The organism is Kushneria sinocarnis, assembly GCF_003633775.1.
GTDB classification, from domain to species: Bacteria; Pseudomonadota; Gammaproteobacteria; order Pseudomonadales; family Halomonadaceae; genus Kushneria; species Kushneria sinocarnis.
In genome coordinates this window covers 1-26464 of the sequence record NZ_RBIN01000004.1, presented here as the reverse complement: position 1 = coordinate 26464, position 26464 = coordinate 1, and the positions used below count along the sequence as shown (strand labels likewise).

At 64.1% G+C, this 26464-nt stretch carries 22 protein-coding genes and 1 pseudogene; 14 read left to right on the top strand and 9 right to left on the bottom strand.

Annotation, left to right across the window (positions count from 1 at the left end; all coding sequences use genetic code 11):
- The first annotated feature begins 28 nt into the window (after positions 1 to 28).
- From ptsP to C7446_RS06920, 10 genes are all read left to right on the top strand, one after another.
- Positions 29 to 2296: a phosphoenolpyruvate--protein phosphotransferase gene (gene ptsP, locus C7446_RS06965; RefSeq protein ID WP_121172384.1), complete on the top strand. Its 2268-nt coding sequence runs from the start codon at positions 29 to 31 to the stop codon at positions 2294 to 2296.
- A 139-nt stretch (positions 2297 to 2435) separates the two neighbouring features.
- Positions 2436 to 3224 carry a sulfite exporter TauE/SafE family protein gene (locus C7446_RS06960; protein WP_121172383.1) on the top strand — a complete coding sequence of 263 codons (789 nt, stop codon included), beginning with the start codon at positions 2436 to 2438 and terminating at the stop codon, positions 3222 to 3224.
- Positions 3225 to 3267: 43 nt separating this feature from the next.
- On the top strand, positions 3268 to 4089 hold the full coding sequence (lgt, locus tag C7446_RS06955) for a prolipoprotein diacylglyceryl transferase (RefSeq protein WP_121172690.1): 822 nt from the start codon (positions 3268 to 3270) through the stop codon (positions 4087 to 4089).
- Positions 4090 to 4092: 3 nt separating this feature from the next.
- A complete protein-coding gene (locus tag C7446_RS06950) occupies positions 4093 to 4887 on the top strand; it encodes a thymidylate synthase (protein WP_121172382.1) in 795 nt (264 codons plus the stop codon).
- Entirely contained in the window at positions 4884 to 5405 is a 522-nt protein-coding gene (locus C7446_RS06945) for a dihydrofolate reductase (protein WP_121172381.1), read from the top strand. Before C7446_RS06950 ends, C7446_RS06945 begins: the two co-directional genes overlap by 4 nt.
- Positions 5406 to 5487: 82 nt before the next feature.
- Positions 5488 to 6261 (top strand): ProQ/FINO family protein, encoded by a 774-nt coding sequence (locus tag C7446_RS16655; protein WP_245977748.1) that lies wholly within the window; start codon positions 5488 to 5490, stop codon positions 6259 to 6261.
- A 328-nt stretch (positions 6262 to 6589) separates the two neighbouring features.
- Positions 6590 to 7786 (top strand): porin, encoded by a 1197-nt coding sequence (locus C7446_RS06935; RefSeq protein ID WP_121172380.1) that lies wholly within the window; start codon positions 6590 to 6592, stop codon positions 7784 to 7786.
- A gap of 253 nt (positions 7787 to 8039) precedes the next feature.
- Entirely contained in the window at positions 8040 to 8246 is a 207-nt protein-coding gene (locus tag C7446_RS06930; RefSeq protein WP_121172379.1) for a DUF1656 domain-containing protein, read from the top strand.
- A gap of 13 nt (positions 8247 to 8259) precedes the next feature.
- Complete coding sequence (locus C7446_RS06925; RefSeq protein WP_121172378.1) at positions 8260 to 9243, top strand: efflux RND transporter periplasmic adaptor subunit; 984 nt, start codon at positions 8260 to 8262, stop codon at positions 9241 to 9243.
- A complete protein-coding gene (locus C7446_RS06920; RefSeq protein WP_121172377.1) occupies positions 9240 to 11345 on the top strand; it encodes an FUSC family protein in 2106 nt (701 codons plus the stop codon). The genes C7446_RS06925 and C7446_RS06920 overlap by 4 nt, the downstream gene beginning before the upstream one ends.
- Positions 11346 to 11392: 47 nt before the next feature.
- Here C7446_RS06920 and C7446_RS06915 read toward each other — a convergent pair whose 3' ends face one another.
- Positions 11393 to 11665, bottom strand: coding sequence for a hypothetical protein (locus C7446_RS06915; protein ID WP_121172376.1), 273 nt, complete (start codon positions 11663 to 11665; stop codon positions 11393 to 11395).
- A 181-nt stretch (positions 11666 to 11846) separates the two neighbouring features.
- On the opposite strand from C7446_RS06915, the gene C7446_RS16565 reads away from it, so the two are divergent.
- The 3 genes and pseudogenes from C7446_RS16565 to C7446_RS06905 all read left to right on the top strand — a co-directional run bounded on the left by C7446_RS16565 (position 11847) and on the right by C7446_RS06905 (position 15532).
- The gene (locus tag C7446_RS16565) at positions 11847 to 12125 is read left to right on the top strand and encodes a hypothetical protein (RefSeq protein ID WP_211327885.1); all 279 of its coding nucleotides are present in this window, start codon (positions 11847 to 11849) and stop codon (positions 12123 to 12125) included.
- Positions 12089 to 13051, top strand: a pseudogene (locus C7446_RS16555) (acetate/propionate family kinase). The gene C7446_RS16565 and the pseudogene C7446_RS16555 overlap by 37 nt, the downstream one beginning before the upstream one ends.
- 54 nt (positions 13052 to 13105) lie before the next feature.
- On the top strand, positions 13106 to 15532 hold the full coding sequence (locus C7446_RS06905) for a phosphoketolase family protein (protein WP_121172375.1): 2427 nt from the start codon (positions 13106 to 13108) through the stop codon (positions 15530 to 15532).
- A gap of 82 nt (positions 15533 to 15614) precedes the next feature.
- On the opposite strand, the gene C7446_RS06900 is transcribed toward C7446_RS06905, so the two are convergent.
- From C7446_RS06900 to C7446_RS06875, 6 genes are all read right to left on the bottom strand, one after another.
- The gene (locus tag C7446_RS06900) at positions 15615 to 16028 is read right to left on the bottom strand and encodes a hypothetical protein (protein ID WP_121172374.1); all 414 of its coding nucleotides are present in this window, start codon (positions 16026 to 16028) and stop codon (positions 15615 to 15617) included.
- A gap of 99 nt (positions 16029 to 16127) precedes the next feature.
- Positions 16128 to 16322, bottom strand: a complete 195-nt coding sequence (locus C7446_RS06895) for a hypothetical protein (RefSeq protein WP_121172373.1) — start codon at positions 16320 to 16322, stop codon at positions 16128 to 16130.
- Between the two features lie 199 nt (positions 16323 to 16521).
- Entirely contained in the window at positions 16522 to 18294 is a 1773-nt protein-coding gene (locus C7446_RS06890; protein WP_121172372.1) for a methyl-accepting chemotaxis protein, read from the bottom strand.
- Positions 18295 to 18421: 127 nt separating this feature from the next.
- Positions 18422 to 19717, bottom strand: a complete 1296-nt coding sequence (locus C7446_RS06885; protein WP_121172371.1) for an Nramp family divalent metal transporter — start codon at positions 19715 to 19717, stop codon at positions 18422 to 18424.
- 276 nt (positions 19718 to 19993) lie between these two features.
- Positions 19994 to 20593 carry a deoxynucleoside kinase gene (locus C7446_RS06880; protein ID WP_170150018.1) on the bottom strand — a complete coding sequence of 200 codons (600 nt, stop codon included), beginning with the start codon at positions 20591 to 20593 and terminating at the stop codon, positions 19994 to 19996.
- Positions 20594 to 20674: 81 nt separating this feature from the next.
- Positions 20675 to 22108 carry an FAD-binding oxidoreductase gene (locus tag C7446_RS06875; RefSeq protein ID WP_121172369.1) on the bottom strand — a complete coding sequence of 478 codons (1434 nt, stop codon included), beginning with the start codon at positions 22106 to 22108 and terminating at the stop codon, positions 20675 to 20677.
- A gap of 260 nt (positions 22109 to 22368) precedes the next feature.
- On the opposite strand from C7446_RS06875, the gene C7446_RS06870 reads away from it, so the two are divergent.
- Positions 22369 to 25185: a sensor domain-containing protein gene (locus C7446_RS06870; RefSeq protein ID WP_121172688.1), complete on the top strand. Its 2817-nt coding sequence runs from the start codon at positions 22369 to 22371 to the stop codon at positions 25183 to 25185.
- Between the two features lie 158 nt (positions 25186 to 25343).
- Here C7446_RS06870 and C7446_RS16290 read toward each other — a convergent pair whose 3' ends face one another.
- Together C7446_RS16290 and C7446_RS06865 are read right to left on the bottom strand one after the other, a co-directional pair.
- The gene (locus C7446_RS16290; protein ID WP_147408736.1) at positions 25344 to 25667 is read right to left on the bottom strand and encodes a hypothetical protein; all 324 of its coding nucleotides are present in this window, start codon (positions 25665 to 25667) and stop codon (positions 25344 to 25346) included.
- A 315-nt stretch (positions 25668 to 25982) separates the two neighbouring features.
- Positions 25983 to 26318: an STN domain-containing protein gene (locus C7446_RS06865; protein ID WP_121172368.1), complete on the bottom strand. Its 336-nt coding sequence runs from the start codon at positions 26316 to 26318 to the stop codon at positions 25983 to 25985.
- Between the last annotated feature and the right edge of the window lie 146 nt (positions 26319 to 26464).

Below are 26464 nucleotides of genomic sequence, written 5' to 3'. Positions count from 1 at the left end.
TCACAACAACCAGGGATGATCTTCCGCCATGCTCGAGGTGCTTCGACGCATCATTCAGGAGGTCAACGGTGCCCGCAGCCTGGATGCGGCACTGTCGATCATCGTGCGTCGCATTCGCAAGGCCATGCAGACCGATGTGTGTTCGGTCTACCTGCGCAACGAGGAGCACGACTGCTTCGTGCTGATGGATACCATCGGACTCAATGCCGGCGCCATCGGCCATGTCACCCTGCGTCCGGGCGAGGGGCTGGTCGGCCTGGTGGGCCAGCGCGAGGAGCCGCTCAACCTCGAAAATGCCCCCGCCCATCCGGGCTTTCGCTACTTCGCCGAAACGGGCGAGGAGCGCTACTCCAGTTTCCTGGGCGTGCCCATCATTCATCAGCGCCGGGTACTGGGCGTACTGGTGGTTCAGCAGCGCGAGATGCGCCGCTTCGAAGAGGGTGAGGAAGCCTTTCTGATCACCATGGCCGCCCAGCTCTCGGGCGTGTTGATGCACGCGCTGGCGACCGGGGCGCTGGCGCGATTGAGCGATCCCGATGGCCAGGCCGTGCTGAGTGGTGTGGCCGCCTCGCCGGGGATGGCGATCGGTGAAGCCTTCGTGGTGATTCCGCCGGCCAATCTGGACGCCGTGCCCGAGCGCGCCGCCGAGGATATCGAGCTGGAAGTGCGCCGCCTGCACGATGCCATCGGCCGGGTGCGTCAGGATATCCGGCTGGCGGCCGAGCGGCTGGCCAGCCGAATCTCCACCCAGGAGCAGGCGCTTTTTGATGTCTATCAGCAGATGCTGGGTGAGGCGGCGCTGGGCCAGGAGGTCGAGAACCGCATTCGCGACGGCCAGTGGGCGCCGGGGGCGCTGGCGCAGGTGGTGCGTCGTCATGTGCAGTATCTGGAGCGGGTCGACGATGACTATCTGCGCGAGCGCGCCGCCGATGTCCGCGATCTCGGGCGTCGGGTGCTGGGGCATCTGCAGCAGGAAAGCAGTGCCTCGCCGGCGCGCTACCCGGATCAGACACTGCTGGTCGGTGACGAGATCAGCGCCGCCCAGCTCGGTGAAGTGCCGCGCAACAAGCTGGTCGGGCTGGTGGCCGCACGCGGCTCCAATACCTCCCACGTGGCCATTCTGGCGCGGGCGATGGGCATTCCTGCGGTGCTGGGGATGACCGACCTGCCGCTCTCCCGGCTCTCGGGCACGCGGATGATCGTCGATGGCCATCGCGGCAAGCTGATCGTGCGGCCGGACAGCGACCTCGAGGCACGCTATACCAGTCTGATCGACGAGGAGCGGGCACTGGCGGAAGTGCTGGAGGGCGAGCAGTCGCTGCCGGCCGAAACCCGTGACGGTGAGCGTATCCGGCTGATGGTCAATACCGGGCTTACCGCGGAACTGAGCAGTACGCTGAGCGCTCGGGTCGATGGCGTCGGGCTCTATCGCACCGAGGTCCCCTTCATGATGCATCAGCGCTTTCCCAGCGAGCAGGAGCAGGCGCGGCTCTACCGCGACCAGCTCTCCGGCTTTGCGCCGCTGCCGGTGGTGATGCGCACGCTGGATATCGGTGGTGACAAGGATCTGCCGTACTTCCCCATCGAGGAGGCCAATCCGTTTCTCGGCTGGCGCGGCATCCGGGTGATGCTCGATCACCCCGAGGTGCTGATGGTCCAGCTGCGGGCCATGCTGCGCGCCGCCGAGGGTCTCGATAACCTGCGTCTGCTGCTGCCGATGATCTCCAGCATCGAGGAGATCGACACGGCGCTGCGGCTGCTCGATCGTGCCATCGAGGAGCTGCGCGAGGACGGGCTGGACGTCAAGCGCCCGCGGCTGGGCGTGATGATCGAGGTGCCCTCGGCACTCTACCTGCTGGATGCGCTGGCAACCCGGGTCGATTTCTTCTCGGTCGGCAGCAACGACCTCACCCAGTATCTGCTGGCGGTGGATCGCAACAATGCCCGTGTGGCCGGCCTGTACGACGCCTGTCATCCGGCGGTGCTGCATGCCCTGCAGCGGCTGGCGCGGGACACCGAGCGGCTGGGCATCCCGACCTCGGTGTGCGGCGAACTGGCGGGGGATCCGGCCGGGGCCCTGCTGCTGGCCGGGATGGGCTTTCGTACCCTGTCGATGAATGCCACCAGTCTGCCGCGGGTACGTGCTGCCATTCGCCGGGTGGAGAGCCACCATGCCTGTGCCCTGGCCGACGAAACGCTGGCCCTGCCGACCCTGACCGAGGTGCACGCCCACCTGTTCAAGCGCATGAGTGAATGGGGGCTGGCGCATCTGCTGCCTCCCCGTGACGACCGCTGAGGAAGCTTTTCGCTGCCATGGCTGTCCGCGCGTTCGAAGCCCTGAAAGCGGTGTGACGGGGCACATCATCCTGTGGCATGACAGTCGTGCGCGCTGCCTTTAAACTGGCGCCCCTTGCCCCGGGAGAGAGGAGCGTCGGGTGGAGTCCATCCTGTTATACCCAGTCATTGGTGCGCTGGCCGGTTTCATGGCGGGCCTGTTCGGCATCGGGGGCGGTGTCGTGATCGTGCCGCTGCTGGCCTTTGCCTTCGGACTCCAGCAGCTTCCCGAAGGGATCATCCTGCATCTGGCCATCGGCACCTCGCTGGCCACGATTGCGCTGACCTCGCTCTCCTCGGCCCGGGCGCACTATCAGCGGGGCAATGTCCGCCGCGACTGTCTGCTACCGCTGCTGCCGGGGCTGATCGCCGGGGCGGTGCTCGGCGTCTTCATCGGCGGCGCGCTTTCCGGTGGCGCCATGTCGCTGCTGCTGGGCATCTTCTTTCTGCTGATGGCCATCAAGCTGGTGTTCAATCTGCAGCCGGGCGGGCGCCGACCGCTGCCGGGCCGGCCGGGGATGATTTCGGCAGGCGGCGTGATCGGTGCGGTATCGGCGCTGTTCGGCATCGGAGGCGGCACGCTCTCGGTGCCGTTTCTCGAATGGCGCAGCGTGCCGATGAAACAGGCGGTGGGCACCTCGTCGGCCGCCGGCATCCCGATCGCCGTGATCGGTGCGCTGACCGCCATGGGGGTGGGCAGCGGGGCAGAGGGGCTGCCGCCGTGGGCAACCGGTTATGTCTACTGGCCGGCCTTTCTGGGTATCGTCATTCTGAGCGTTCCCTTCGCCCGACTCGGGGCGCGGGTGGCCAGCGCGCTGCCCAATCGGGTGCTCAAGCGCATCTTCGCTGCCCTGATCGTACTGGTGGCCTTCAAGTTCCTGCTGGGCTAGCCCGCTGGCAAGCCCGGTCAACCGAGTGGAATCAAGCATGTACATGCACTATCCGGAGTTCGACCCCGTGGCCTTTGCGATCGGCCCGCTGCAGATTCACTGGTACGGGATCATGTATGTCATCGGTTTTGTCTCGGCCTGGTGGCTGGCGCGCTGCCGTGCCGCCCGGCTGGGCCTGAACCGCGACCAGGTCGGCGACATGATCTTCTACGGCGCGCTCGGGGTGGTCCTCGGCGGCCGCCTGGGATACGTGCTGTTCTACGGCTGGGAGCGCTTTCTCGACAATCCGCTGTGGCTCTTCCAGGTCTGGGATGGCGGCATGAGCTTTCATGGCGGGCTGATCGGGGTCCTGATGGCGGCGCTGCTGTTTGCCCGGCGCCATCGGCTGGCCTTCCTGCAGCTGACCGACTTCATCGCCCCCATGGTGCCGATCGGTCTCGGGGCCGGGCGGCTCGGCAACTTCATCAATCAGGAGCTGCCGGGCAGGGTGACCGATGTACCCTGGGCGATGATCTATCCCCGGTACGGCTCGCAGCCGCGTCATCCCTCGGAGCTTTACGAATTTCTGCTGGAAGGCGTGATTCTCTTCGCCATACTCTGGTGGGTATCACGACAGCCGCGGCGGCGCGGACTGATCTCGGGGCTTTTTCTGGTGCTGTACGGCCTCTTCCGGTTCTCGGTGGAGTTCGTACGCCGCCCTGATCCCCAGCTGGGCTTCATCGCCTTTGACTGGATGACCATGGGACAGCTGCTGTGCATTCCCATGATCCTGGCCGGCATCGCCCTGATGGTCTGGTCGCGCCGCCGGACGCCCGACTGGTCACGCACCGGTGCCGATTCTTCACCCCAAGCGCAAGAAGTCTGATTCATGCAGCCCTATCTGGATCTCATGCAGCGCGTGCTCGATCACGGCACGCGCAAGAGCGACCGCACCGGTACGGGGACCCTGTCGGTCTTCGGCCATCAGATGCGCTTCGACCTCGCCGATGGCTTTCCGCTGGTCACTACCAAGAAGCTGCATCTGCGCTCGATCATTCATGAACTGCTGTGGTTCCTGCAGGGGGAGACCAACATCGCCTACCTGAAGGAGCACGGCGTTCGCATCTGGGACGCCTGGGCCGACGAGAACGGCGAGCTGGGCCCGGTCTACGGCTACCAGTGGCGCAGCTGGCCGCGCCCGGACGGTGGCAGCGTGGATCAGATCGCCAATGTCATCGAACAGATCCGTCGCAACCCGGACTCCCGCCGTCTGATCGTGTCGGCGTGGAACCCGGCGCTGGTGGACGAGATGGCGCTGCCGCCGTGTCATGCCCTGTTCCAGTTCTACGTGGCCGATGGCCGGCTCTCCTGCCAGCTCTACCAGCGCAGTGCCGATATCTTTCTCGGCGTGCCGTTCAACATCGCAAGCTACGCACTGTTGACGCACATAGTGGCGCAGGTCTGCGATCTGGCGCCGGGCGAGTTCATTCATACCTTCGGTGATGCGCATCTCTACCTCAATCATCTCGAGCAGGCCGAGCTGCAGCTGTCGCGGACACCACAGCCGCTGCCCCGGCTGAAACTCAACCCCGAGGTGCGTGACCTGTTCGCCTTCCGCTACGAGGATATTGCGATCGAGGGCTATGAGCCGCATCCTCACATCAGGGCGCAGGTGGCCGTATGAACGAGCTGGTCGTGCCGGTGGCCATGATTGCCGCGCTGTCGCGCAACCGGGTCATCGGCGCGCAGGGCAAACTGCCCTGGTATCTGCCCGAGGACCTGAGGTTCTTCAAGGCAGTCACCCGGGACAAGCCGCTGGTGATGGGGCGGGCGACCTTTGAATCGATCGGTCGCCCGCTGCCCAATCGGCTCAACATCGTGGTGACCCGCAATCCGGACTTTCATCACGAGGGCGTGCGGGTCTGTCATGATCTGGAGAGCGCGCTCGACATGGCCGATCATCAGGCGATGCTGGATGCGTGCGAGGAGATCATGGTCATCGGGGGTGGGGAGATCTATACCCGGGCCATGCCGCTGGCGCAGCGGCTGTATCTGACCGAAGTGGATGCGGAGATCGACGGGGATACCTTCTTTCCGCCGCTGGACGAGGGCTGGCAGGAGGTCGAGCGTCACCCCGGCGAAGAGGCGCCCGACAGGCCGCATTACGACTTCGTGCGCTACGAGCGCCGTGAACAGGCATGACCCATCATCACGCCGTCATGGCGCCGAGGGCGTGCATGACGAGTCGGCTCCGATTGAACAGGGCAGCAGGGAGAACAGCGTAGTGACGACCCATCGTCTCGGTGAGCTGCTGGACGCGCTGGAACAGCAGGCCTCGCAGGCACGCTCGCAGCTGGAATCGGCACATCAGCGTATTCATGAGCTGGAAGTTCGCAATCAGGCGCTCGAGCAGCGCCTCGGTCATATCCTGGATGCCGCAGGTGGTGGGGCATCTGCCGACGGCCCCTCCAGCCTGCATGACACGCAGGCTGCCGCGGCTGCCGGCGAATCGCCCGGGAACGCCGCGCCGGAGCGTGACAGCGTTTCGACCGAACACATGGCCACGGCGGACGAGCCCGCCGACGAGGCACCGTCGCCGTCGACCGGGCAGCAGGCAAGCACCGCAGTCGAGTCGTCGCCTTCTCATGGCGCCAGCGAGGCCGAACAGCCCGCATCACAACCCCCTTCCCCCCAGGCCCTGCTGAAGCAGTGGTATCAGCGCTATCCGAACGCCTTTTTCAGGGGCCACACCCGACCTTTGAAGATCGGCATCCATCACGACCTGGCCGAACGCGAGCCCTGGCCGGAAAAGCTGATCCGACGGGCGCTGGCCGGTTACGTCAATCTGCCGCGCTATCTCAAGTCGGTACGCCACGGCAATGTGCGCGTCGATCTGGATGGCGGTGAGGCAGGTGAAGTCAGTGAGCAGGATGCCCACCATGCCGCCGAGCAGCTGACTTCACTGCAGCAGAAACAGCGTGAGCGTGAGCAGCAGGCGCAGTCGAAACGCATGGCCAGCAAGCTCTCGGCGCTGGCCTCCCGCCATGGTCATCAGTAGCGGCCCTGCCTTCCGGCGAAGTTGACTCACTGTCTGCAATGAGAAATTGCAGACAGTGAACAAAACGCCTGATTCAGGGCGGCATTATCCCTTGGTAGAAGACACCAAAGTGTCATTGAAATGGCACATGAAACCCTGATCATGGCGCCCTGCAGAACGATGGCACCCGGAACGAAAACAGTGTTTTTTTTTGTTGCGTTCTCAAAAAGCCCGGTATAAGGTGCTCGGGCGAGCATACAGACAATAACCATGCTCAACGCCTTAGGCGGCGAGCTTTCTGCCCAGGCAGACAATAATCGAACAGTAAGCTAGTCAAGGAACCATCACGATGAAAAAGACGCTCCTCGCGACTGCAATCGCCGGTGTTGTGGGAACTCTGGCCACCGGTGCCCAGGCCGCTACTGTCTATAACCAGGACGGCTCCAAGCTCGACGTCTACGGCAACCTCCAGATCAGCTGGAAGAATGTGCAGGACGAAGACGGTAATTATCAGGATGAACTCTTCGACAACGGTTCCACCATCGGGTTCCGTGGCGAGCACATCATCAATCCGAACCTGACCGGCTATTTCCGCGCCGAGTTCGAATTCAACGCCGACGAGCAGAAGGGCTACTACGACTCTCTGGATAATAACTCGGATGGCTCGGGACTTTCCAAGGGTGACCAGGCGTACCTGGGGCTGACCGGCGAGTTCGGTGACCTGCGCATCGGTTCCTGGGACCCGCTGATGGATGACTGGATCGACGATCCGATCTCCAACAACGAATACTTCGACAACACCGAAGCCCAGTCGGACATTTCCAGTCAGAAGCACGAAGGCAACAAGATTACCTACACCTCGCCGATCATGGCGGGTCTGCAGTTTGCCGTTGGTTTCAACTACTACGGTGACGACGACGAACTGGATGATTACGCTTATAATGATAATATTCCCGAAGATCAGGGCCGCTTCGTCGGTCGCGATGGCAAGGCCTCCCCGTTCGGTGGTGTGCGCTACACAACTGGTGGCCTGACTCTGGCTGCTGTGTATGACGATCTGGATAACTTTGCTTATCAGGATTTTGCAGGCACTACTACAGTTACCAATACAGATGCATTCGGTAATACTACTACCGTCAACGTTGGTAACTATGACAACAAGCAAGACTTCGGCAGCGTCTATGGCATGAACGCCAGCTACCAGTGGGACACCCTGCGCGTGGCCCTCAAGTATGAGAAGCTGGATGCTGACTGGTCGAGCAATGCCGACGTCGACCGCTACGCGCTGGGCGCCCGCTGGGGCTATGGCAACGGCGATCTCTACGGCTCCTATCAGTACGTTGATGCTGAAGCCAATGCTGTTCGTCTGGTCGATCCGGAAGGTTTTGACACGGATAATACCAACGATAAGAGCTACAACGAGGTCGTGCTGGGTGGTACCTATAACCTGAGCGCCCAGATGTACGTCTATCTGGAGGGTGCTAGCTACGATCGCGAAGAAGACAATGGCACCGGTGTGGCTACCGGCGTGGTCTACAGCTTCTGAGCAGACCCCGCTCGGCTGAAGCAAGCCAGAGAAAGCCGGCCCATTGCGGGCCGGCTTTTTACGTTGTGCCCTCGGGGTGACCCGGTAGCGGCCGGTCGGTTTTTCGGCATCACTCGACACCGGTTTCGCAACAGCCTGCCAACCTGGATAGAATTGCCCGTTGGCAGACCACCATGCCCCGCGCTGAACCCGTTCCTGCCTGAAGTGTCCGATCACCTGCCGGCCTGTCCGGGATGACAGAAGGAGCCTCGTCATGCTGCATGAAATGGCCCTGGGGGGCATCTTCTACAGTCCCATGCTGATCTTCGTGCTGATCAGCCTGGTTGTCGCTACCCTGCTGCGGACCCTGATCCACAAGAGCGTGCTGTCACGCCTTGTCTGGCAGGAAGCCTGGTTTGATGTATCGCTGTTCGTCTGCGTACTGGCAGTCGTGACCTACGTGCTGACTTCGATGGACTAAACACGGAATCCGGATGCGTACCTTCCTGAAAGTATTGATTACTCTCGTCATGGTGGCGCTGGCCACTGCACTCGGACTCTGGCTCTGGCACTACTACATGTACACGCCCTGGACCCGCGATGCTCGCGTCCGGGCGGATGTCATCACCATCGCCCCGGATGTCTCCGGCTGGGTATCGCAGATGGATATTCAGGATGGCCAGGATGTTCACAAGGGCGATGTGCTGTTTCGCATCAACGATCGCCGCTACCAGGCGGCCCTCGACCAGGCGAAGGCGACCGTGTCACAGCGTCAGGCGGAGTACCGGCTGCAGGCGCATGACTACCAGCGCCGCCGGGGGCTTTCGAGCAATGCCATCAGCAGTGAAAGTCTCGATACGGCCCAGCTCAACGCCCAGAGCGCGAAAGCCAGCTATGAGCAGGCGCAGGCGCAGCTCGAGAGCGCGCAGATCGACCTGGAGCGCACGGTGATCCGGGCACCGACCGATGGCACCGTCGTCAACCTGAACCTGCGCGAGGGCAATTACGTCAGCCAGGGGAATGCGCAGATGTCGCTGATCCGGGCCGGCTCATTCTATGTCACGGCCTATTTTGCCGAAACCAAGCTGCCCCCGATCGATGTCGGCGACCGGGCCTCGATTCATCTGATGAGCGGGGCGAAGGAGCTGACCGGGCATGTGGCGAGCATCGGTCGAGGCATCGCCAATACCAATACCACCGGCAACAACCAGCTGCTGCCCCAGGTGCAGCAGACCTTTACCTGGGTGCGCCTCTCCCAGCGCATCCCGGTCGATATCGTGATCGATCATATCCCCGATGGGGTCTATCTCAGTGCCGGCATGACGGCGACGGTCAGGATCGCGCCGGAAGATCGTGATGACAGCAACCGGGATACGCCCCCCGAGGCCATCCAGCACAACAGCAGCGAGCAGGGCGCTGCACCGCGCATCGAGGGAGCAACCGGCGCCGGCAGCGCGCCGCCCGGGCAGTCGCAATGAAGCTGGGACCCAAGCTCGGCGTCTATCTCACGCCGGACATCAACACCCTGCGGTTTGCCTTCAAGGGAGTGCTGGCGATGTCGCTGGCGCTCTATCTGGCCATGCTGATGAGTCTGGATCGCCCCTACTGGGCGGTCATCTCCGCGGTATTTCTGCAGATCCGGCCCCAGAGCGGACTGGTGATCGAGAAGGGCATCTGCCAGATCGGCGGCACCCTGATCGGGGGTGCCGTGGGCATCATCATCATGGCGCAGTTCATGCAGCTGCCCGGCCTGGGGCTGATGTTTCTGATGATCTGGATCTGTCTGAATGCAGCGGTCTCCACCCTGACCCGCAACAACAATCTCACCTACGGTTTTGCCATCGGCGCGGCCACGGCGGCACTGATCGTGCTGATCCCGATGATCAGCAACAACTCCAGCTATGGGGTCTTCCAGACCGCCGTGGCGCGCATGAGCGAAATCGGGCTGGGGGCCACCTGCGCAACCCTGGTCAGCATGCTGGTCTGGCCGGTGCGGGTGCGCGAAGTCGTCAACGGCCATGCCAGTCAGGTCATCGACAAGGCCTTTGCTGCCCTGGAGGCGGAGCTCGATCCGGAGGTTTCGCTGGGCCGCGCGCAGGGCATGACGGTAGAAGCGCTGCAGGCGGCGGTCACCCTCAATACCGACAGCAGTGCCATCATCTACGAAGGGCCGGAAGGTCCCGGGCGTGCCCGGGCGGCGCAGCTGCTGGCCCAGCGCACGCTGACCCTGCTCTCCGAGATGCAGGTGTCCGGACGGCTGGTGCGCAATCATTCCGAGCTGATGACCGATTCCATGAAGGCGGTGCTGGAGGATATCCGGCGCACCTTCTCGCGCCTGCGTTCGCTGGAGAATACCGAGGAGCGCCGCCGGGTGCTCAATGCCCTGCGCCGGCGGGTGCAGGATGCCGATCTGACCAGCGCAAGCTCGGGGTCGCATCTGCAGCGCCGGCTCGGGCAGGCGCTGCATGAGCTGCTCAACTGCGCGCATGTCATGGTGCAGGCCCGTGGTGCCATCCGCCATACCTCCACCATGCGCCTGCGCGCGCGGCGCTTTGCCCATCATCGCGACTATCTGCAGGCGATGAATACCGCGCTGCGGGCCGGTGTGCTGTTCATCATCGGTGCGGTGATCTATGTCGGCACCCAGTGGAACTCGGCGGTACTGATGATGATCCTGCCGGTGATCTTCGGCATCATGTTCAACCGCTTTCCCAATCCTACCGTCATGATTCGCAACGTTCTCAAGGGGGGCGTGCTGGGGCTGGTGGCGGCGCTGGTGTTCGGCTATGTCTTTCTGGCGCAGTCCACCGGCTTTTACGAAATGCTGGCGCTGATTTTCGGCGTACCGCTGTTCTTCGGGCTGATGGGCATTGCCAATTTCGTCACGCTGCCCTATGCGCTGGGGTTCAGCATTCTGTTCGTGATCACGGTGCAGCCCAGCAATGACATGACCTTCAGCGTGGTCAGCTTCTTCAATCGGGCCGTGGCCGTGATTCTCGGTCTGATCATCCTGTGGACCGTGTTCCGGCTCTTTCCCGGCCCGGGGCCGCTGGTGATGCGCCGGCGGGCCATTGGCGCGATCACCGATGACCTGCTGCATCTCTGGGAGCATTCGCAGAAGCACTCCCGCGAGAGCACCGCCGACTGGTTCAACGGGCGCATGATCGAGCGCATCCAGCGCCTGTCGGGGCACGACAGCGCGCTGCCCGAGGATGAGCGCTACCTGCTCGACATGGGCCTGAGCGGGCTCAATCTCGGCCATTTGATCCTGCGCATGAACCGGCGCATCAGTACCAATGATGACACGCCCCGGGTACGCGCGACGCTGCGGCGCTGGCAGTACACCCTGGCGCGGGCCTACGAGCACAGTGCGTGGGGAGAGTACGACGAGACCTTCGAGCGCGACGGAGCACAGCTGGTGAGTGCATTGCGCGGTTCGGGCCGGCTGGACAGCGATCAGATCGATCTGCTGGAAGGGCTCAACGAGCGGCTGGTGATCACCCTCAGGCGCTACGCCAACCTGAGTGCCGAAAGCCCCGAGCCGGAAATCCGCCCGGCGCTGGGCCGGGAAGATAACTGACGGTCGGCCGCGTGGGAACGCGGCCTGTTGCCATCAGGGGTGGGGGCTCATCGTCCGTCGGTGCCCTCGTCGAGCTGGGTGACGATCGGATGGCTGAGGCAGCGATCGACCAGATCGGTGGAGGCACCGATCCGCTCGGCCACTTCCTTGCGCGACATGCCTTGGTCGATGTGCGGCTTCAGCGACATGCCCAGATCCGCCACCGGATTGCTGCTGTGCTCATGGCCACCCGGGTTGGCATCCGGCCCGGTTTCGGTGGCAGCTTCGGCATCCTCGATCATGGTGCGGGTAACGTCTTCGAGTCGTTGAACAATAGGCATGACAGCTCCTTGTCGCAGATGTGTGCCGTTACAGAGTAGAAGAGGGAGACGGACTCTTCGACCGGGCTGACGGGTTCGCTGTGCGGTGACTGCCGGAGTGGCGATTCTTGCGCCGGGGGCGGCTATCCTGGCTACGCTTGATGCTCAGGGGCCACCTTCATCGGTTACGCAGGGAGCGCGCATGCCGGATTCGAATCGAACCGTCATCATCGGGGTCAACGCAGGCTCGTCGAGCATCAAGCTGTCACTGTATCGAGTGGACCGCGAGACGCCCCCCGAACTGCTGGCACACGCTCAACTCGACGGTATCGGGAGCCATCCCCATCTGGCCGGCGAGCTCGCCGATGGCACCGTAGTGACGGACGAAGACCCCTCCAGCGAGGAAGTGCCCGATCACGATCACGCTATGAGCGCATTCGCCGCATGCTCGATGAGCAGCTCGATGCCTTTCAGCTGGTAGCGGTCGGGCACCGGATCGTGCATGGCGGTCGCTTCTTCGATGCGCCGGTGGTGATCGACCGTGACGTGCGCGAGCGCATCGCTTCGCTGACCCCCATGGCACCGCTGCATCAGCCGCATCATCTTTCCGGCATCGATGCCGTCAGTCGTTTTGCGCCGGAGGTCATGCAGGTCGCCTGTTTCGACAGTGCCTTTCATCTCGCCCGACCCGAGATCGCCCAGCTGACCGGTCTGCCGTGACGCTATTACGAGGAGGGTATACGGCGCTACGGCTTCCACGGGCTCTCCTATGAGTACATCGCCCGGCGGCTCGCGGAGGTTGATCCGGCCCTGGCGCGCGGACGGGTGATCGTGGCCCATCTGGGCAATGGCGCCAGCCTGTGTGCCATGGAGGCCGGCAGGAGTCGCGAGACGACCATGAGCTTCACCGCGCTCGACGGCCTGCCGATGGGCACTCGCTGCGGGGCACTCGATCCCGGTGCGGTACTCTATCTGCAGGGCCAGCACGACTTCGACGAGGATGCCCTGCAGCATCTGCTCTATCACGAGTCCGGTCTGCTGGGGCTCTCCGGCATCGACAGCGACATGGCCGTGCTGCTGGAGAGTGAGGCGCCGGAGGCGCGCCGGGCGATCGATTTCTTCGTGTATCGCGCCGCCCAGGAGATGGGGCGCATGGCGGTCGCGCTCGGCGGAGTCGATGGCATCGTGTTTACCGCCGGCATTGGTGAGCATGCCGCCCCCATTCGCGAGGCGATCATCGAACGGCTGACCCCGCTGTGGTCGGTGCGGCTGGACAGCGACGCCAATCGCGGCGACTCGCCCCGGCTGATCTCGAGCGAGGACAGCGCCATTACCGTCCGCGTCGTGCCGACCGACGAGGAGGCGATGCTGGCTGAACATACCTGGCAACTGTGGCGCTCGCACTGAACCGGCAAGCGATTGCCGGGAGGTTACCGACAGGCCACGAACGGGAGGGAATCCATGGCAGCCCACGATACCGCGCAGACCCGACAGCAGGCCGCCACGCTGGCGCCCGACGAATCCACGCTCGAACAGATCGATCGCTGGTGGCGGGCCGCCAACTATCTGGCGGTTGGCCAGATCTATCTGCAGGACAATCCGCTGCTGCGCGAACCGCTCGAACCGGAACACATCAAGCCGCGCCTGCTGGGGCACTGGGGCACCTCGCCGGGGCTCAACCTGATCTATGCCCATCTCAACGAGCAGATCCGTGCCCGTGAGCTCGACATGACCTATCTGACCGGTCCCGGACATGGCGGACCGGCGCTGCTGGCGAATGTCTGGCTGGAGGGCAGCTACAGCGAGCACTTCCCGCATGTGAGCCGTGACGAGGCCGGCATGCGCCAGCTGTTTCGCCAGTTCTCCACTCCCGGCGGCGTACCCAGTCACGTCAGTGTGCCCACGCCCGGCTCGATCCACGAGGGTGGCGAGCTCGGTTATGTGCTGGTGCACGCCTTTGGTGCCGTCTTCGACAATCCCGGTCTGATTGCTGCTGCCGTAGTCGGCGATGGCGAGGCGGAAACCGGGCCGCTGGAAGGCTCCTGGAAGGGGATGCGCTTTCTCAACCCGGCCCGCGACGGTGCCGTGCTGCCGATCCTGCACCTCAACGGCTACAAGATCGGCAGCCCCACGGTGCTGTCACGCGAAAGCGACGAGACCCTGACCCACTATTTCCGCGGGCACGGTTATGAACCCCGGTTTGTCGAGGGCGATGATCCGATGACGGTGCATCGCGCCATGGCCGAGACGCTGACCGAAGTGATCGACGAAATTCATGCCATCCAGCGCCGTGCCCGTGAAGAGGGTGTGCGCGAAAAGCCGGCCTGGCCGATGATCGTGATGCGCACGCCCAAGGGCTGGACCGGCCCCGATCGGGTGGATGGCGTGCCGGTGGAAGGCACCTTTCATGCCCACCAGGTGCCGATGGGAGGCGTGCGCGACAACGATGAGCATCGCGCCCATCTCGAGCGCTGGATGCGCAGCTATCGCCCCGAAGAGCTGTTCGACGAGCAGGGTCGCCCGCACCGGGAGATCACGGATCGGGCGCCGCGCGGCGAGCAGCGCATGGGGAGCAACCCGCACGCCAACGGCGGGAAGCTGCGACAGCCGCTGACACTGCGCGATCTGCAGGCGTATGCGGTCGAGGTCACCGAAGACAATCGAGCCCGGGAGCTGCACGGCTCGACCGAGCGGCTGGGGCAGTACATGCGCGACATCTATCGCGACAACCCCACGACCTTCCGGCTGTTCTGTCCCGACGAGGTCAACTCCAACAAGCTGGGGGCGGTGTTCGAGGCCACCGACCGCTGCCTGGTCAGCGAGATTCACGATCAGGACGAGCAGGTATCCCGCGACGGCCGCATGATGGAGGTGCTCAGCGAGCATAACTGCAACGGCTGGCTGGAAGGCTATGTACTGACCGGCCGGCACGGTCTGTTTGCCAGTTACGAGGCCTTTGCCTCGATCATCGATTCGATGGCGGTCCAGCACGCCAAGTGGCTCGAGCACGCCCGCAATGTCTCATGGCGGGAGCCGGTGCCGTCGATGAACTATCTGCTGACCTCGACCTGCTGGCGCAACGATCACAACGGTTTCAGCCACCAGGGGCCGGGCTTCATCGACAACCTGCTGACCAAGCAGGCCGAGGTGATCCGCATCTATCTGCCGCCGGATGCCAACTGCCTGCTGTCGGTGGCCGAGCACTGCTTTCAGAGTGTCGATTACCTCAACGCCATCGTCATCGACAAGCATCCGCAGCTGCAGTATCTCTCGATGGAGGAGGCACGCGAGCACTGTCGGCTGGGCTGTGATGTCTGGGAGTGGGCGAGCAACTGCGGCGACGAGGAGCCGGACATCGTCATGGCCTGTGCCGGTGATATCGCCACCCAGGAGACGCTGGCGGCCGTCGATCTGCTGCGCAGCTACCTGCCGGCGCTGAAGGTGCGTGTGGTCAACGTGGTCGATCTGATGAGCCTCGATGTCGATCACCCGCACGGTATCAGTCAGGCGCGCTTTGTCTCGCTGTTTACCGCCGATCGGCCGGTGCTGTTCGCTTTCCACGGTTACCGGGGAGTCGTGCATCAGCTGATCCATCACCGTCCCGGCACCGACCGGGTGCATGTGCGCGGCTACATGGAAGCGGGCACCACCACCACGCCCTTTGACATGACCGTGCTCAATCGCATGAGCCGGATCCACCTGGCGCTGGATGCGCTGCGCTATGTGCCGAAGCAGCTGGAGCGTGCTGCCGGTATCATCAGCGATCTGGAAGCGCTGCTGAAGCGTCACGAGCGCTACATTCAGGAGCACTTCGAGGATATGCCCGAGATCACCGAGTGGGTCTGGTCGAACGGCCATGCCCGGCTGCCGGCGCGCGATGAGCCCTGAGTTTTGGTATTGCAGGAGCGACTTCAGTCGCGATGCGCTTCAGACTTGACCACTATCAATGGTCGATCAGGGCAAGGGTCGATCAGAGCGAATCCGGGTCGCGGCTCTGGCGATCCGGTCGGGTGGCTTCCGGATCGACGCCATCCTCGCCCTCGGCCTCATCGAAATCGAGCTCCTTGATGTGCGCTTCCACGCCTTCCTCATCCGCGCCGGTGACCTCCAGCTCGTTTTCCAGCTCGGCCTCCTTGCGGGCCAGCTCGGCCTCGTCCCGGTCGAGATCGCCGATCACCGCCTCCTCGGCCTGCTCATCGAACTCCTGGGGCAGCTCCTCGGCCGGCTGGGTCGATGCCGTGCCGTCGAAGTCCTCTTCGGAGCGATCGGTCAGTGACTCGACCTCTTCGGCCGTCGCGGTGAGCTCATCCTCGTGCGGCTCCAGCGCCTCTTCGCGCCGCTCGGGCTCTTCCCTTGCGTGCTGATTGCGATGCTGTTCGGCCATGTATGCCTCCCTGCAGTAATAACGAACAACGACGCCCACAGTGTAGTTCGAAGTCGGCCGGCTCGGCGAATCGGTGATCCGGCCTCGGGCGGCGGCACGTCAGTGGGTCGGCGCGATGGCCATGACCTCACAGAGCGCTTCCTCCGGGCCCAGCTGGCGTACCAGCAGGGCGTAGTGCCCGGCAGGGGCCTGGCCCTCACTGTCCGCAGGCAGTTCGAGATGCACGATGGTGCCGACATCCGCCCCTTCGGGCAGCATATCGAGGCCGATGACCAGCTCGTCACCGCTGTTCATGTTCTGCTCCTTTCGCGGTCGTGGAGTGAAGATGGCACGCCATTGTCGGCGAGCGCCACCGAGACGGCACCATTGTCCGCGCTCGATGTCGGCGGGGAAAGCCCGGGAAGAGCTCCCCCGGCGCTCTCCCTGTGCCCCGGCTCCTGAACGACACAGCCGCCCGGAGGCGGCTGTGTCATGACGGTGTAGCGGCGATGCTTCAGAAGGTTTCCCACTCATCCTCGTCGCGGGTAGCGGCCCGGGCAGGACGTGCCGGCAGTGTGGCCGTGGTGGCGGCCGGGTGGGACGAGGCCTCCGGCTGCGGCCGGGAGGGCGAGCGTGATGCCGGGTTGCTCTGCGGCTCGCCCGAAGGCTGCTCCGCCGTGTTCGAACGTCTTGTGCCGGCCTCCCGCGGCTGCTGGCGGGCCTCGGTGGTTGCGGTGCGGGGGCGGGGCGAACGGTCGGTCTGTTCCAGCTGAAACACGGCCACCGAGGCGCGCAGCGCTTCGGCCTGCTGCTCGAGTTCGCGTGCGGCCTGGGCGGCGTTCTGCACCAGTTCGGCATTCTGCTGGGTGGCCTGGTCGATCTGCGAAACCGCCTGATTGACCTGGCTGATGCCGCTGCTCTGCTCCTCGGAGGCGGCGGCAATCTCGGTCATCAGCTCGGTGGCACGCTGCACCGCCTCGACAATCTCGCGCATGGTGTCATTGGCCTGGTCGGCCAGGTTCGAGCCACTGTCGACCCGCTCGATCGAGGTGTCGATCAGGGAACGGATTTCTCGCGCCGCTTCACTGGAGCGGCCGGCCAGGGCGCGTACCTCGCCGGCCACCACGGCAAATCCGCGGCCCTGTTCACCGGCACGCGCGGCCTCGACGGCCGCGTTGAGCGCCAGCAGGTTGGTCTGGAAGGCAATGGAGTCGATCAGGGCGATGAAATCGACCATCTGATGCGCGCCCCTGGAGATCTCCTGCATGGTTTCACGCACCTCGCCGATGACCTTGCCGCCCCGCTGTGCGGTGTCACTGGCGCGGTTGGCCAGCTGGCTTGCCTGGCGGGAGTTGTCGGCGTTCTGCTGTACCGTGGAGGTCAGCTGCTCCATGCTGGCGGCCGTCTCTTCCAGCGAGGCTGCCTGCTGCTCGGTGCGCGAGGAGAGATCGATGTTGTCGCGGGCGATGGTACGGGCATCACTGTTGATGTGGTCACTGCCGGCGCGCACCGTGGTCACGGTGTCGGCCAGGCTCTGTCGGGTGCGCGCCAGCGCGCTGAACAGCTTGCCGATCTCGTTGTTGCCGTGGCGCTCGTTCACCGCGGAGAGATCGCCACGGGCCATGCGCTCGAAGTGACCCACGAGACGCTTGAGCGGCCGGATGACATTGGCGGTCACGCCCCACATCACGATCAGGCTGATCACCACGGCGGCGATGATGGCGGCAATCATCAGCACCTGCAGCAGGGTGGCGTGCTGCTGGAAGCGGCTGTAGAGGGTATTGCCCGTGCGCTCCGCCGAGCTGATGAAGGTCTCGGCATCCGCCATGAAGGCATCGCCCAGGGTGTGCAGCCGGTCATCGGCCTCACTGCTGGCCGGGTCACTGCGCAAGGCACTGATGCGGGGGGTGAGCCCCTCGCTGACCAGCTGTGAAAAATCCTGCCGCAGGGCCTCGACACCGGCACGCTGCTCGCTTGCGAAGGGCAGGGCGGTGAACTGCTGGAAGGTCGTTCGAATCCTGTCGAGCTGCTGGTTCAGCCCGGCCGTGTCCACCCGGGCCGAGCCCGTCTGGTGGGCAATGTCCAGGCGCAGTGCCAGCAGGCGGGTGTTGACCCGGTCGAGCAGGGTCTGCTGGCTGACGTTGACCTGATGCAGGCGAGCCAGCGATTCGCTGCTGTAGTGCAGCGTATACAGTCCCAGCGAGCTGACGCCGAGCACCAGTGCAAAAAAGACCAGCAGCACCAGGGTCCAGCTGACCCTGACCGTCATGTTTTCGAGCCACTTCATCGTGCCTTGCCCCTGTAATTGCTTTCGGCTTCGCCGGATTATCGGCGGCAGGGGGCAAAAGCTGAGTGGTGAAATGTCGCAGTCGGGGCGTCAGCCATGAGCAGCCGAACGGGCTGCTCACGCCGGTTCAGGTCAGGGTTCTGACCAGCAGGAAGATATTGAGGCTGATGATGACAGCGGCAATCAGCCAGGCGGTCACGGTGGTCAGGCGGTGATTGACCAGTGAGCCCATCAGTTCACGGTTGGAGCAGAACAGCAGCAGCGGGATCAAGGCAAACGGAATGCCGAACGAGAGCACTACCTGACTGAGTACCAGTGCCGAGGTGGCATCGAGCCCCAGGCCGAGAATGAGCAGCGGCGGCCCCATGGTAATCAGCCGGCGCAGGAAGATCGGAATCCGGCGGTTGATGAAGCCCTGCATCACGATCTGCCCGCTCATTGTGCCGACCGAGGAGCTCGAGAAGCCGCTGGCCAGCAGGCCGACCCCGAACAGGATGGCGGCCAGTGGCCCGACCTTGTCATCCAGATGGGCGAAGGCCCCTTCGAGGGTGGAGATGGTGACATCGCTGCCGAAGAAGAGGCCGGCCGCCATCACCAGCATGGCGCCGTTGATGAGCCCGGCAACGCCCATGGCGATCAGGATGTCGATGAATTCGAAACGGAAGATGCGCCGCCGCTCGTTTTCGGTACGACCGACGACCCGGCGCTGGGTCAGTGCCGAATGCAGGTAGATGACGTGCGGCATGACGGTGGCCCCCAGGATGCCGGCGGCCAGCAGGATGCTGTCGGTGCCGTCGAAGCGGGGGATGGTCAGGCCTGCCAGCAGTGCGCTGCCATCGGGGCGGGCAATGATGACTTCATAGGCAAAGGAGACCACCACGATCCCCACCAGTGCGGTGATGCCGGCCTCGAGCGGACGAAAACCGCGGCGCTGCAGTTCCAGCAGGGCAAAGGAGAAGATCCCGGTAATCACGGCGGCCGGAAACAGCGGTATGCCGAACAGCAGGTTGAGCCCCAGGGCGCCACCGATGAACTCCGCCAGATCGGTGGCGATGGCGATGATTTCGGCCTGGATCCACAGTGCGATGGTGACCGGACGCGAGAAGCGTTCCCGGCAGACTTCCGGCACGTTGCGACCGGTGGCGATCCCCAGCTTGGCCGACATCGACTGGATCAGGATTGCCATCAGGTTGGAGACCAGTACCACCCACAGCAACATGTAGCCGTAGGTGGAGCCGGCCTGGATGTTGGTCGCGAAATTGCCGGGGTCGATATAGGCCACGGAGGCTATGAAGGCGGGGCCCAGAAAGGGCAGCAGACGCCGCAGCCCTCGCTGATGGCCCTCGAGCGCCGACTGGGCCGCGTGAATGGTGGCGGTTTCTCCGGGTAGATGTTCGAGCGTTTCTCCCTGCTGGCTGCTCATTACCGGCTGCTCCCGTCTCCGCTCCGGTGCTCCGGGCCGGCGGAGTGCTGTCCGGGCGCTGGACAGGTACCCGTTGGTTGCCGTGCGCTCACGTCTGGCTCCTTGTACGTTGATCGGGCCGGGTGAGGTAATATTCCCGGGTTTACGATATTAAACCATGGTTAAAAATAAACAGGGCAGATTATCCCGTCAAGCTGATGAGAGCGACTGTCAGCCGTGAATCGGATACGGTTGCGGGGTGGCTGACGGATGACGGCACTACGATCCGCCTCCGTGCTACTCCGGGCAGGAGTGTTGAATGCGATGCCAGAGCGAGGCCAGCTCGTTGGCCGATGTCGGCACCATGTTCGAGGTATCCAGGCGCAGCAGCAGGGTCGAGTCGGCCAGGGCAGCGAGATGGCGTTCATAGCCCTGCCGCAGAGCCTTTAGATAATGGCCGCTGATATCGCGTTCAAAGGTGCGCCCGCGCCGGGCGATGCGCTCGAGCAGCACTCCGGTTTCGGCATCCAGATAGATCAGCACGTCGGGCGTGATCTCTTCGCCCTGCAGCCGGGCGGCCAGGCGGTCGTACAGCGCCCGCTCCCGGCCGCTCAGCAGCAGCTCGGCGAATATCCGATCCTTCATCAGGCTGTGATCGGCAATGGTCGGTGCAGCCGGGTCCGGCACGCAGGCGCTGAGCTGTTCGTGGCGCGAGACCAGGAATTCGAGCTGGGCCGGCAGCGCCCAGCGTTCCGGTTGAGCGTAGAAATCGTCGAGAAAGGCGTTGCCGGCAAAATCCTCCAGCAGTAGCCGGGTCTGCGGGCCGAGAAAATCGGCCAGCTGTTCGGCAAGCGTGGTCTTGCCGACGCCGATGGGACCTTCGAACGCGATCATCATGGGCGGCTCCATCCGAAATCGGGTAACCACGGGCTCCCTGCGTCGTGACGGGCCCGCTGCCTGTGCCTCTTGCTGCCGGTGTCAGTCGCGCCCTGAGGCGGGCAGGATGCGGTTGGCGGCCAGCAGCTGATCGGGATCGAATACCGCCTTGATGCCGGTCAGCAGGGCGAGCTCATCGCTCGAGACGCGCTCCAGCCAGGCAGCCTGCTTGAGCCGGCCGATGCCGTGCTCGGCGCTGAGGCTACCGTCGAAGCGGTCAAGCACGCTGAAGACGAGGGCCTCGAGGTCATGCAGCAGGGCGTGCTTGTCGGCTTCCGGGAGCTGTGATGGTGGCAGGATATTATAGTGCAGGTTGCCATCACCGATGTGGCCATAGACCAGCACCGTGGAGTCCGGCGACGCGGCTTCGACAGCAGCGCTCGCCTCGGTCACGAATTCGGCAATCCGGGCCAGTGGAACGGCGATATCGGTGCGCAGATGAGGGCCCCGGGCGCGCTGTCCCTCCAGCATGCTCTCGCGGATCAGCCACAGCCGCTCGGCCTGGGAGCTGCTGGCTGCCAGCACGCCGTCGAGCAGCAGCTCCTGCGCCATGGCGTGTTCGAGCAGCTGCTCGACCATGGTATCGAGCTCGATTGGGCCGGTGGCCGAGGCTTCCAGCAGAACGTAGTAGGGGTAGGCCGTGGAGAGCGGGTCGCTGAGCTGGTCGGTCGCCTCGAAGGCCAGTTCCAGGCAGCTGCGGGGAATCAGTTCGAAGGCCGACAGTAGATCGCTGCAGCCGCGCCGGGCCTCGCCGTAGAGGCGCACGGCGGCTTCCACCGAGGGCACTGCCAGCAGGGCGGTCGCCGTCTGATCGGGCTTCGGAAAGAGCTTCAGCACGGCGCGGGTGATGATGCCCAGGGTGCCTTCACTGCCGATGAACAGCTGCCTGAGATTGTAGCCGCGGTTGTCCTTGCGCAGGGCCTTCATGCCGTTCCAGATGCGCCCGTCGGGCAGCACCACCTCGAGCCCCAGCACCAGCTCGCGAGTGACCCCGTAGCGCAGCACATTCATGCCGCCGGCGTTGGTGGCAATGTTGCCGCCGATCTGACAGCTGCCCTGCGCAGCGAAGGAGAGCGGGAAGAAGCATGCCTGCGCCTGTGCTGCCTCCCGGATATCGGCCAGGATACAGCCGCCGTCCACGTCCATGGTGAAACTGATCGGGTCGATGGCATGAATACGATTGAGGCGCTCCAGACTGATGATCAGCTCATCGTCGGTTTCGGCCGGCAGGGCGCCGTCCACGAGCCCGGTATGGCCCCCCTGGGGCGCCATGCGAATGCCGTTGGCATGACAGAAGCGCACCACCGCGGCGACTTCCTCGGTGCTTGCCGGGCGCGCCACGGCCAGTGGCCGACCGCGCCGGTGACCGGCCCAGTCCTCCATGTAGCGGCCGAGGTCCGCGTCATGCTGCAGTACCCCCCTGCTGCCGAGCAGGGCGGTCAGTTGGTCGGCGATGGCGCTGGCACTCGATGTCATGAGGCGGCTTCCGGTGATTGATGAAGATGGGCAGGCGCTGGCCGGGCATGCGCAAGATGAGATCGTGGCGCAGCCACGATAGCAGAGGGGTGGCGGGCGCCGGGCTTATACCTTGGATGCAGGAACCGGCTGAAGTGAACATCCCGCCGGGGGTCAAGAACATGATGCTTGCGGTCGATATCGGCAATAACGTTGGCCACAGGGTGCCGGCGGCACCGTTCAACCTACCGTTCGCGCCGACTTGTGAGGGGATGGATTCCGTGTTGATCGATAATGACCAGTCCTACCGTCAGCTGGTCGAGAACATTACCGATTACGCCATTTACATGCTTGATCCCGAGGGCCGGATCGCCAGCTGGAATGCCGGCGCCCGGGCCATCAAGGGCTATGACCGCGATGAAGTCATCGGGCGGCACTTCTCCTGTTTCTACAGCGAAGAAGAGCGCCGGGCCGGGCTGCCCGATCGGGGGCTGGCGGCGGCCCGTCAGGAGGGGCGCTATGTGGCCGAAGGCTGGCGCATACGGCGGGATGGCAGCGCCTTCTGGGCGAGCGTGGTGATCGATGCCGTGCACGAGGGCGGCGCGCTGATCGGCTTTGCCAAGATCACCCGCGACATGACCGAGCGCAAGCGCTATGAGGATGAGCTTGTCCATGCCCGGCAGCAGACCGAGCAGCGCAATGAAGAGCTGGGCGTGCTTTCCGGCTTTCTCAATACGGTCATCGACAACATTCCCACCTGGGTGATCGTGCAGGATCACGGCAGCGGCCGGGTACTGCTGAGCAACCACGATGAGCTTCCGGCCCGGCCCGGCAAGGCGGACGAGCGGATCGGCCAGGCCTCCCGCCCGGCACAGATCCTGGCGCATCTCGAGGCCCAGGCCGCGGAAGTGATGACGACCGGGCGGTGCGTGGAAACGGAAATCGAGCTGGATACCGGCGCGGTACCCAGCCGGCTGAAGTGTCGCATCCTGATCCTGCAGGGAGGCGAGCAGCACTCCGGACACCTGATGTACCTGATCGAGGACGTGACCGAAGAGCATGCGGCCAATGAACTGATACGGCACATGGCGCATCACGATGCGCTGACCAACCTGCCCAATCGGATGCTGTTCGGCGAGCGCCTCGGCCAGGCGCTGCGACACGCCGATGACCGGGAGCAGCGGGTCGGCACACTGCTGCTCGATCTCGACAACTTCAAGGATGTCAACGACGTGCTGGGCCATCAGGCCGGTGACGAACTGCTGGGACAGCTGGCCGGTCGGCTGGGCGAGGCCCTGAACGCCGGTGAGACGCTCGCCCGGATCGGTGGTGACGAGTTCGCGGTGGTGGCGCCGGCCTGCCGGCATCACGCAGAGGTGGAGGATCTGGCCCGGCAGCTGGTGAGTGTCAGCAGATCGCCGTTTTTCATCAATGGCCACCAGATCCAGACCGGCATCAGCATCGGCATTGCCCTCTCCTCCGAAGGGGTCGACAGCGCGGAACAGCTTTTCCGTCAGGCGGACCTGGCGCTCTATGAAGCCAAGCGCAACGGGCGCAATCAGTACGAATTCTTTCGCTGCGACATGGAAGAGGTGGCGCGTCACCGGCTGGATGTCGAAACCGATCTGCGCCAGGCGCTGACCAGCCATGAGCTGCTGCTGTACTATCAGCCGATCAAGAACTCGGCGAACATGGCCCTGTCGGGCTACGAGGCGCTGCTGCGCTGGAATCATCCCACCAAGGGGCTGATTCCGCCGCTGCAGTTCATTCCGATTGCCGAGGAGACCGGGCTGATTCACGAGATCGGCATGTGGGTGCTGGTCGAGGCGTGTCGGGAAGCCATGCGCTGGCCACCGGAGCAGGTGGTGTCGGTCAATCTGTCGCCGATCCAGTTCGGCCGCCGCAATCTGGTCGACCGGGTGAAAGGGGCCCTGGCCACGTCAGGGCTCGCCCCGCAGCGGCTCGAACTGGAGATCACCGAATCCGTCCTGCTCGACGAGACCCAGCGCAATCTCGAAACCCTGCGCCAGCTCAAGCAGCTCGGCGTGCGGATCGTGCTGGATGACTTCGGTACCGGCTACTCCTCGCTGCGCTATCTGCGCACCTTCCCCTTCGACAAGATCAAGATCGACAAGAGCTTCATCAACGAGGTCTGCGAGAGCCGCGAGGCGCTGGCCATCGTGCGGGCGATTACCAGCATGAGCCGCAGCCTGGACATCGAAACGACTGCCGAGGGCGTGGAGCGTGCCGAGCAGGTCGACCTGCTGCAGCGCGAGGGCTGCTCGCATCTGCAGGGGTACCTCTTCGGCCGACCGGGCCGGCTCGATATTCTGGACGAGGGCCGCGTGACGCTTTCGGCCCTACAGCAGGGCCTGCTGCCAGCGCCGGATCTCCAGCCGGTGGCGACGACTGTTGAGCTGGCGTGTACCGGGCTCGTCCGGCACCAGCGAGAGGCGCCGCTCATCGTCATCGACCAGCTTGAAGCGCCGCCGGGCCCCGATGGGCCGCTTCTCGTTGCCGAATACCGCGATCAGGAAGATCGCCAGCGAGTGCAGTTCGACCTCTGCCGAACCGGCATGACAGGTCTCGTTCAGTTCGAGCCCGTTGGCGTCGGCGATGCGCCGGATGATCAGACCGATGGTACCGCTTTCCATGTACTGGCCCTTGTTGAGCGGGCCCTGATGGGTCACCCGGCTCAGCATGCGGGTATCCGCCCCGGTCTGGTGCTGTTCATCATGACGGGTGGCCTGTTCGTCAATGATATCGGTGATATCGATGAACCAGCTGCCGCGCGAGGTTTCCAGCTGGGCAAAGATGGTTTCGATGAAGACCGCTTCCTGGCTCATGTTGCTGATCAGGCACAGCGAGTTGATATCCCGGCCGCGGTCACGATTGATGATGATCTGGGGGCGCCGCTGCATCCGGAAGTTATGCAGTATCAGCTGCAGATAGATGCCCCAGATCAGCAGCATGCCCACGCTGGTCAGCCCGCTGAACACGGTGGCATTGGCCGTGATCCAGCCCCAGCTTGTTGCGATCCATGCCCACATTCTGCGACCTCCTCCGTTCAGGGAGGTCGCAGTGTAGTGGGCCGGTAAAACGCGACAGTGGTGTTTGTTTACGAAGGCGCGGCTTCCGGTGGCGAACTGTCAGCAAAGCGCTCCCGAATTACCGGCAGGGCAGTTCTGCAGCACAATGTTATTGCGGTCTTGCCGGGCAGCCGGTGCTGGCGGCCGGGTCGCTTCGGGCAGGGGCATCAGCGCTCCTGCTGCTGCCGGTCTTGCTGCCTCTGCTTGTCGTAATGACGAATCAGTCGATCCCCTTCGGCATCGGGGTTGTCAGGATCGCTGCGCGACCCGGCCCAGAACTTGTAAATCAGGGCCGCGCTCAGCAGCAGCACAAGGGGCGTCAGCGCTTTCAGCAATACTTTCATGGGGTCTGCCCGGTCCTCCCGATGGGTTGATTCGGTATCCGAAAGTTGGCGGATGTTAACGGAAGCCGGGCGGGCAATTCCTTTACCGAAATCAGGTTGCGGTGCCGGTTCGGGGCGTGTGGCGTTCGCGGCGGCCCCATCAGCCACTGCGATCGCTCCTGCCGGATGTCTCGCTACTGGACACCGGCCATCATGAACAGTCCCTCCATGGTGCCGTAGGCACAGAGCACGATACCTGCCACGGAAACGATCGCGGTCAGCCAATAAGTCATTTCACCTCCCTGTGAAGACCGGCCTGTATGGAAATGAGCGTCGTAACGCACACTTACATTTGTAGCAGTTCTGTACACATATTTCCTGTACAGTTCCGTGCACACGACCAATGATCGTTGCAGGCTGGCGAGGAACCGGCCGCTGCCCGGGGCAGTCGGAGTGGGGAAGAGCGCAGTGGCCAGGGAGTGCTCAGTAAACGGTAAGGGTATCCGGCCGATGGTCGGTGATGCTCAGCCCGGTGCCCTGCAGGGCGCGCTCGAGCGCCTGACGCAGGCTCATCGTGCCCGTGACGGGCTGCACGGGGATCGCGCCGGTCCGGGAGAGGTCGGTGCGGATGAAACAGCCGGTGGCGTGCGCGAGCTGCTGGGCCGTCTCATCGAAGCGCTGCGCCGGAATGGCGTAATCGGCCACCCTGTCGCAGGCGCCCTGAGGGGCGGCCGGGGCATGGGAGGTGGTCGCGCTGCAGCCCCCGGTCATCAGGGCGGCAATGAGCAGGATGGCGCACGGTCGAGTGTGTGCCGTCATGGGGCGAGCCTTCTGCTGGTCGGCTGAAAAGGGCCATGGTATCTCGGCTAGGGAAACGCTGCATAAATCCCGCCGCAGCTGCCTGATCGCCATCGGCGGGGTAGAATCTGGCTACCCTGTCACCACCTGACCGAGCTACCCGATGA

Bases quoted from the DNA above. Each gene is read 5' to 3' on its own strand.
- ptsP (WP_121172384.1), top strand. From the start codon at position 29: ATGCTCGAGGTGCTTCGACGCATCATTCAGGAGGTCAACGGTGCCCGC.
- lgt (WP_121172690.1), top strand. From the start codon at position 3,268: ATGCACTATCCGGAGTTCGACCCCGTGGCCTTTGCGATCGGCCCGCTG.
- C7446_RS06950 (WP_121172382.1), top strand. From the start codon at position 4,093: ATGCAGCCCTATCTGGATCTCATGCAGCGCGTGCTCGATCACGGCACG.
- C7446_RS06945 (WP_121172381.1), top strand. From the start codon at position 4,884: ATGAACGAGCTGGTCGTGCCGGTGGCCATGATTGCCGCGCTGTCGCGC.
- C7446_RS06935 (WP_121172380.1), top strand. From the start codon at position 6,590: ATGAAAAAGACGCTCCTCGCGACTGCAATCGCCGGTGTTGTGGGAACT.
- C7446_RS06930 (WP_121172379.1), top strand. From the start codon at position 8,040: ATGCTGCATGAAATGGCCCTGGGGGGCATCTTCTACAGTCCCATGCTG.
- C7446_RS06925 (WP_121172378.1), top strand. From the start codon at position 8,260: ATGCGTACCTTCCTGAAAGTATTGATTACTCTCGTCATGGTGGCGCTG.
- C7446_RS06920 (WP_121172377.1), top strand. From the start codon at position 9,240: ATGAAGCTGGGACCCAAGCTCGGCGTCTATCTCACGCCGGACATCAAC.
- C7446_RS06915 (WP_121172376.1), bottom strand. From the start codon at position 11,665: ATGCCTATTGTTCAACGACTCGAAGACGTTACCCGCACCATGATCGAG.
- C7446_RS16565 (WP_211327885.1), top strand. From the start codon at position 11,847: ATGCCGGATTCGAATCGAACCGTCATCATCGGGGTCAACGCAGGCTCG.
- C7446_RS06905 (WP_121172375.1), top strand. From the start codon at position 13,106: ATGGCAGCCCACGATACCGCGCAGACCCGACAGCAGGCCGCCACGCTG.
- C7446_RS06900 (WP_121172374.1), bottom strand. From the start codon at position 16,028: ATGGCCGAACAGCATCGCAATCAGCACGCAAGGGAAGAGCCCGAGCGG.
- C7446_RS06895 (WP_121172373.1), bottom strand. From the start codon at position 16,322: ATGAACAGCGGTGACGAGCTGGTCATCGGCCTCGATATGCTGCCCGAA.
- C7446_RS06890 (WP_121172372.1), bottom strand. From the start codon at position 18,294: ATGAAGTGGCTCGAAAACATGACGGTCAGGGTCAGCTGGACCCTGGTG.
- C7446_RS06885 (WP_121172371.1), bottom strand. From the start codon at position 19,717: ATGAGCAGCCAGCAGGGAGAAACGCTCGAACATCTACCCGGAGAAACC.
- C7446_RS06880 (WP_170150018.1), bottom strand. From the start codon at position 20,593: ATGATGATCGCGTTCGAAGGTCCCATCGGCGTCGGCAAGACCACGCTT.
- C7446_RS06875 (WP_121172369.1), bottom strand. From the start codon at position 22,108: ATGACATCGAGTGCCAGCGCCATCGCCGACCAACTGACCGCCCTGCTC.
- C7446_RS06865 (WP_121172368.1), bottom strand. From the start codon at position 26,318: ATGACGGCACACACTCGACCGTGCGCCATCCTGCTCATTGCCGCCCTG.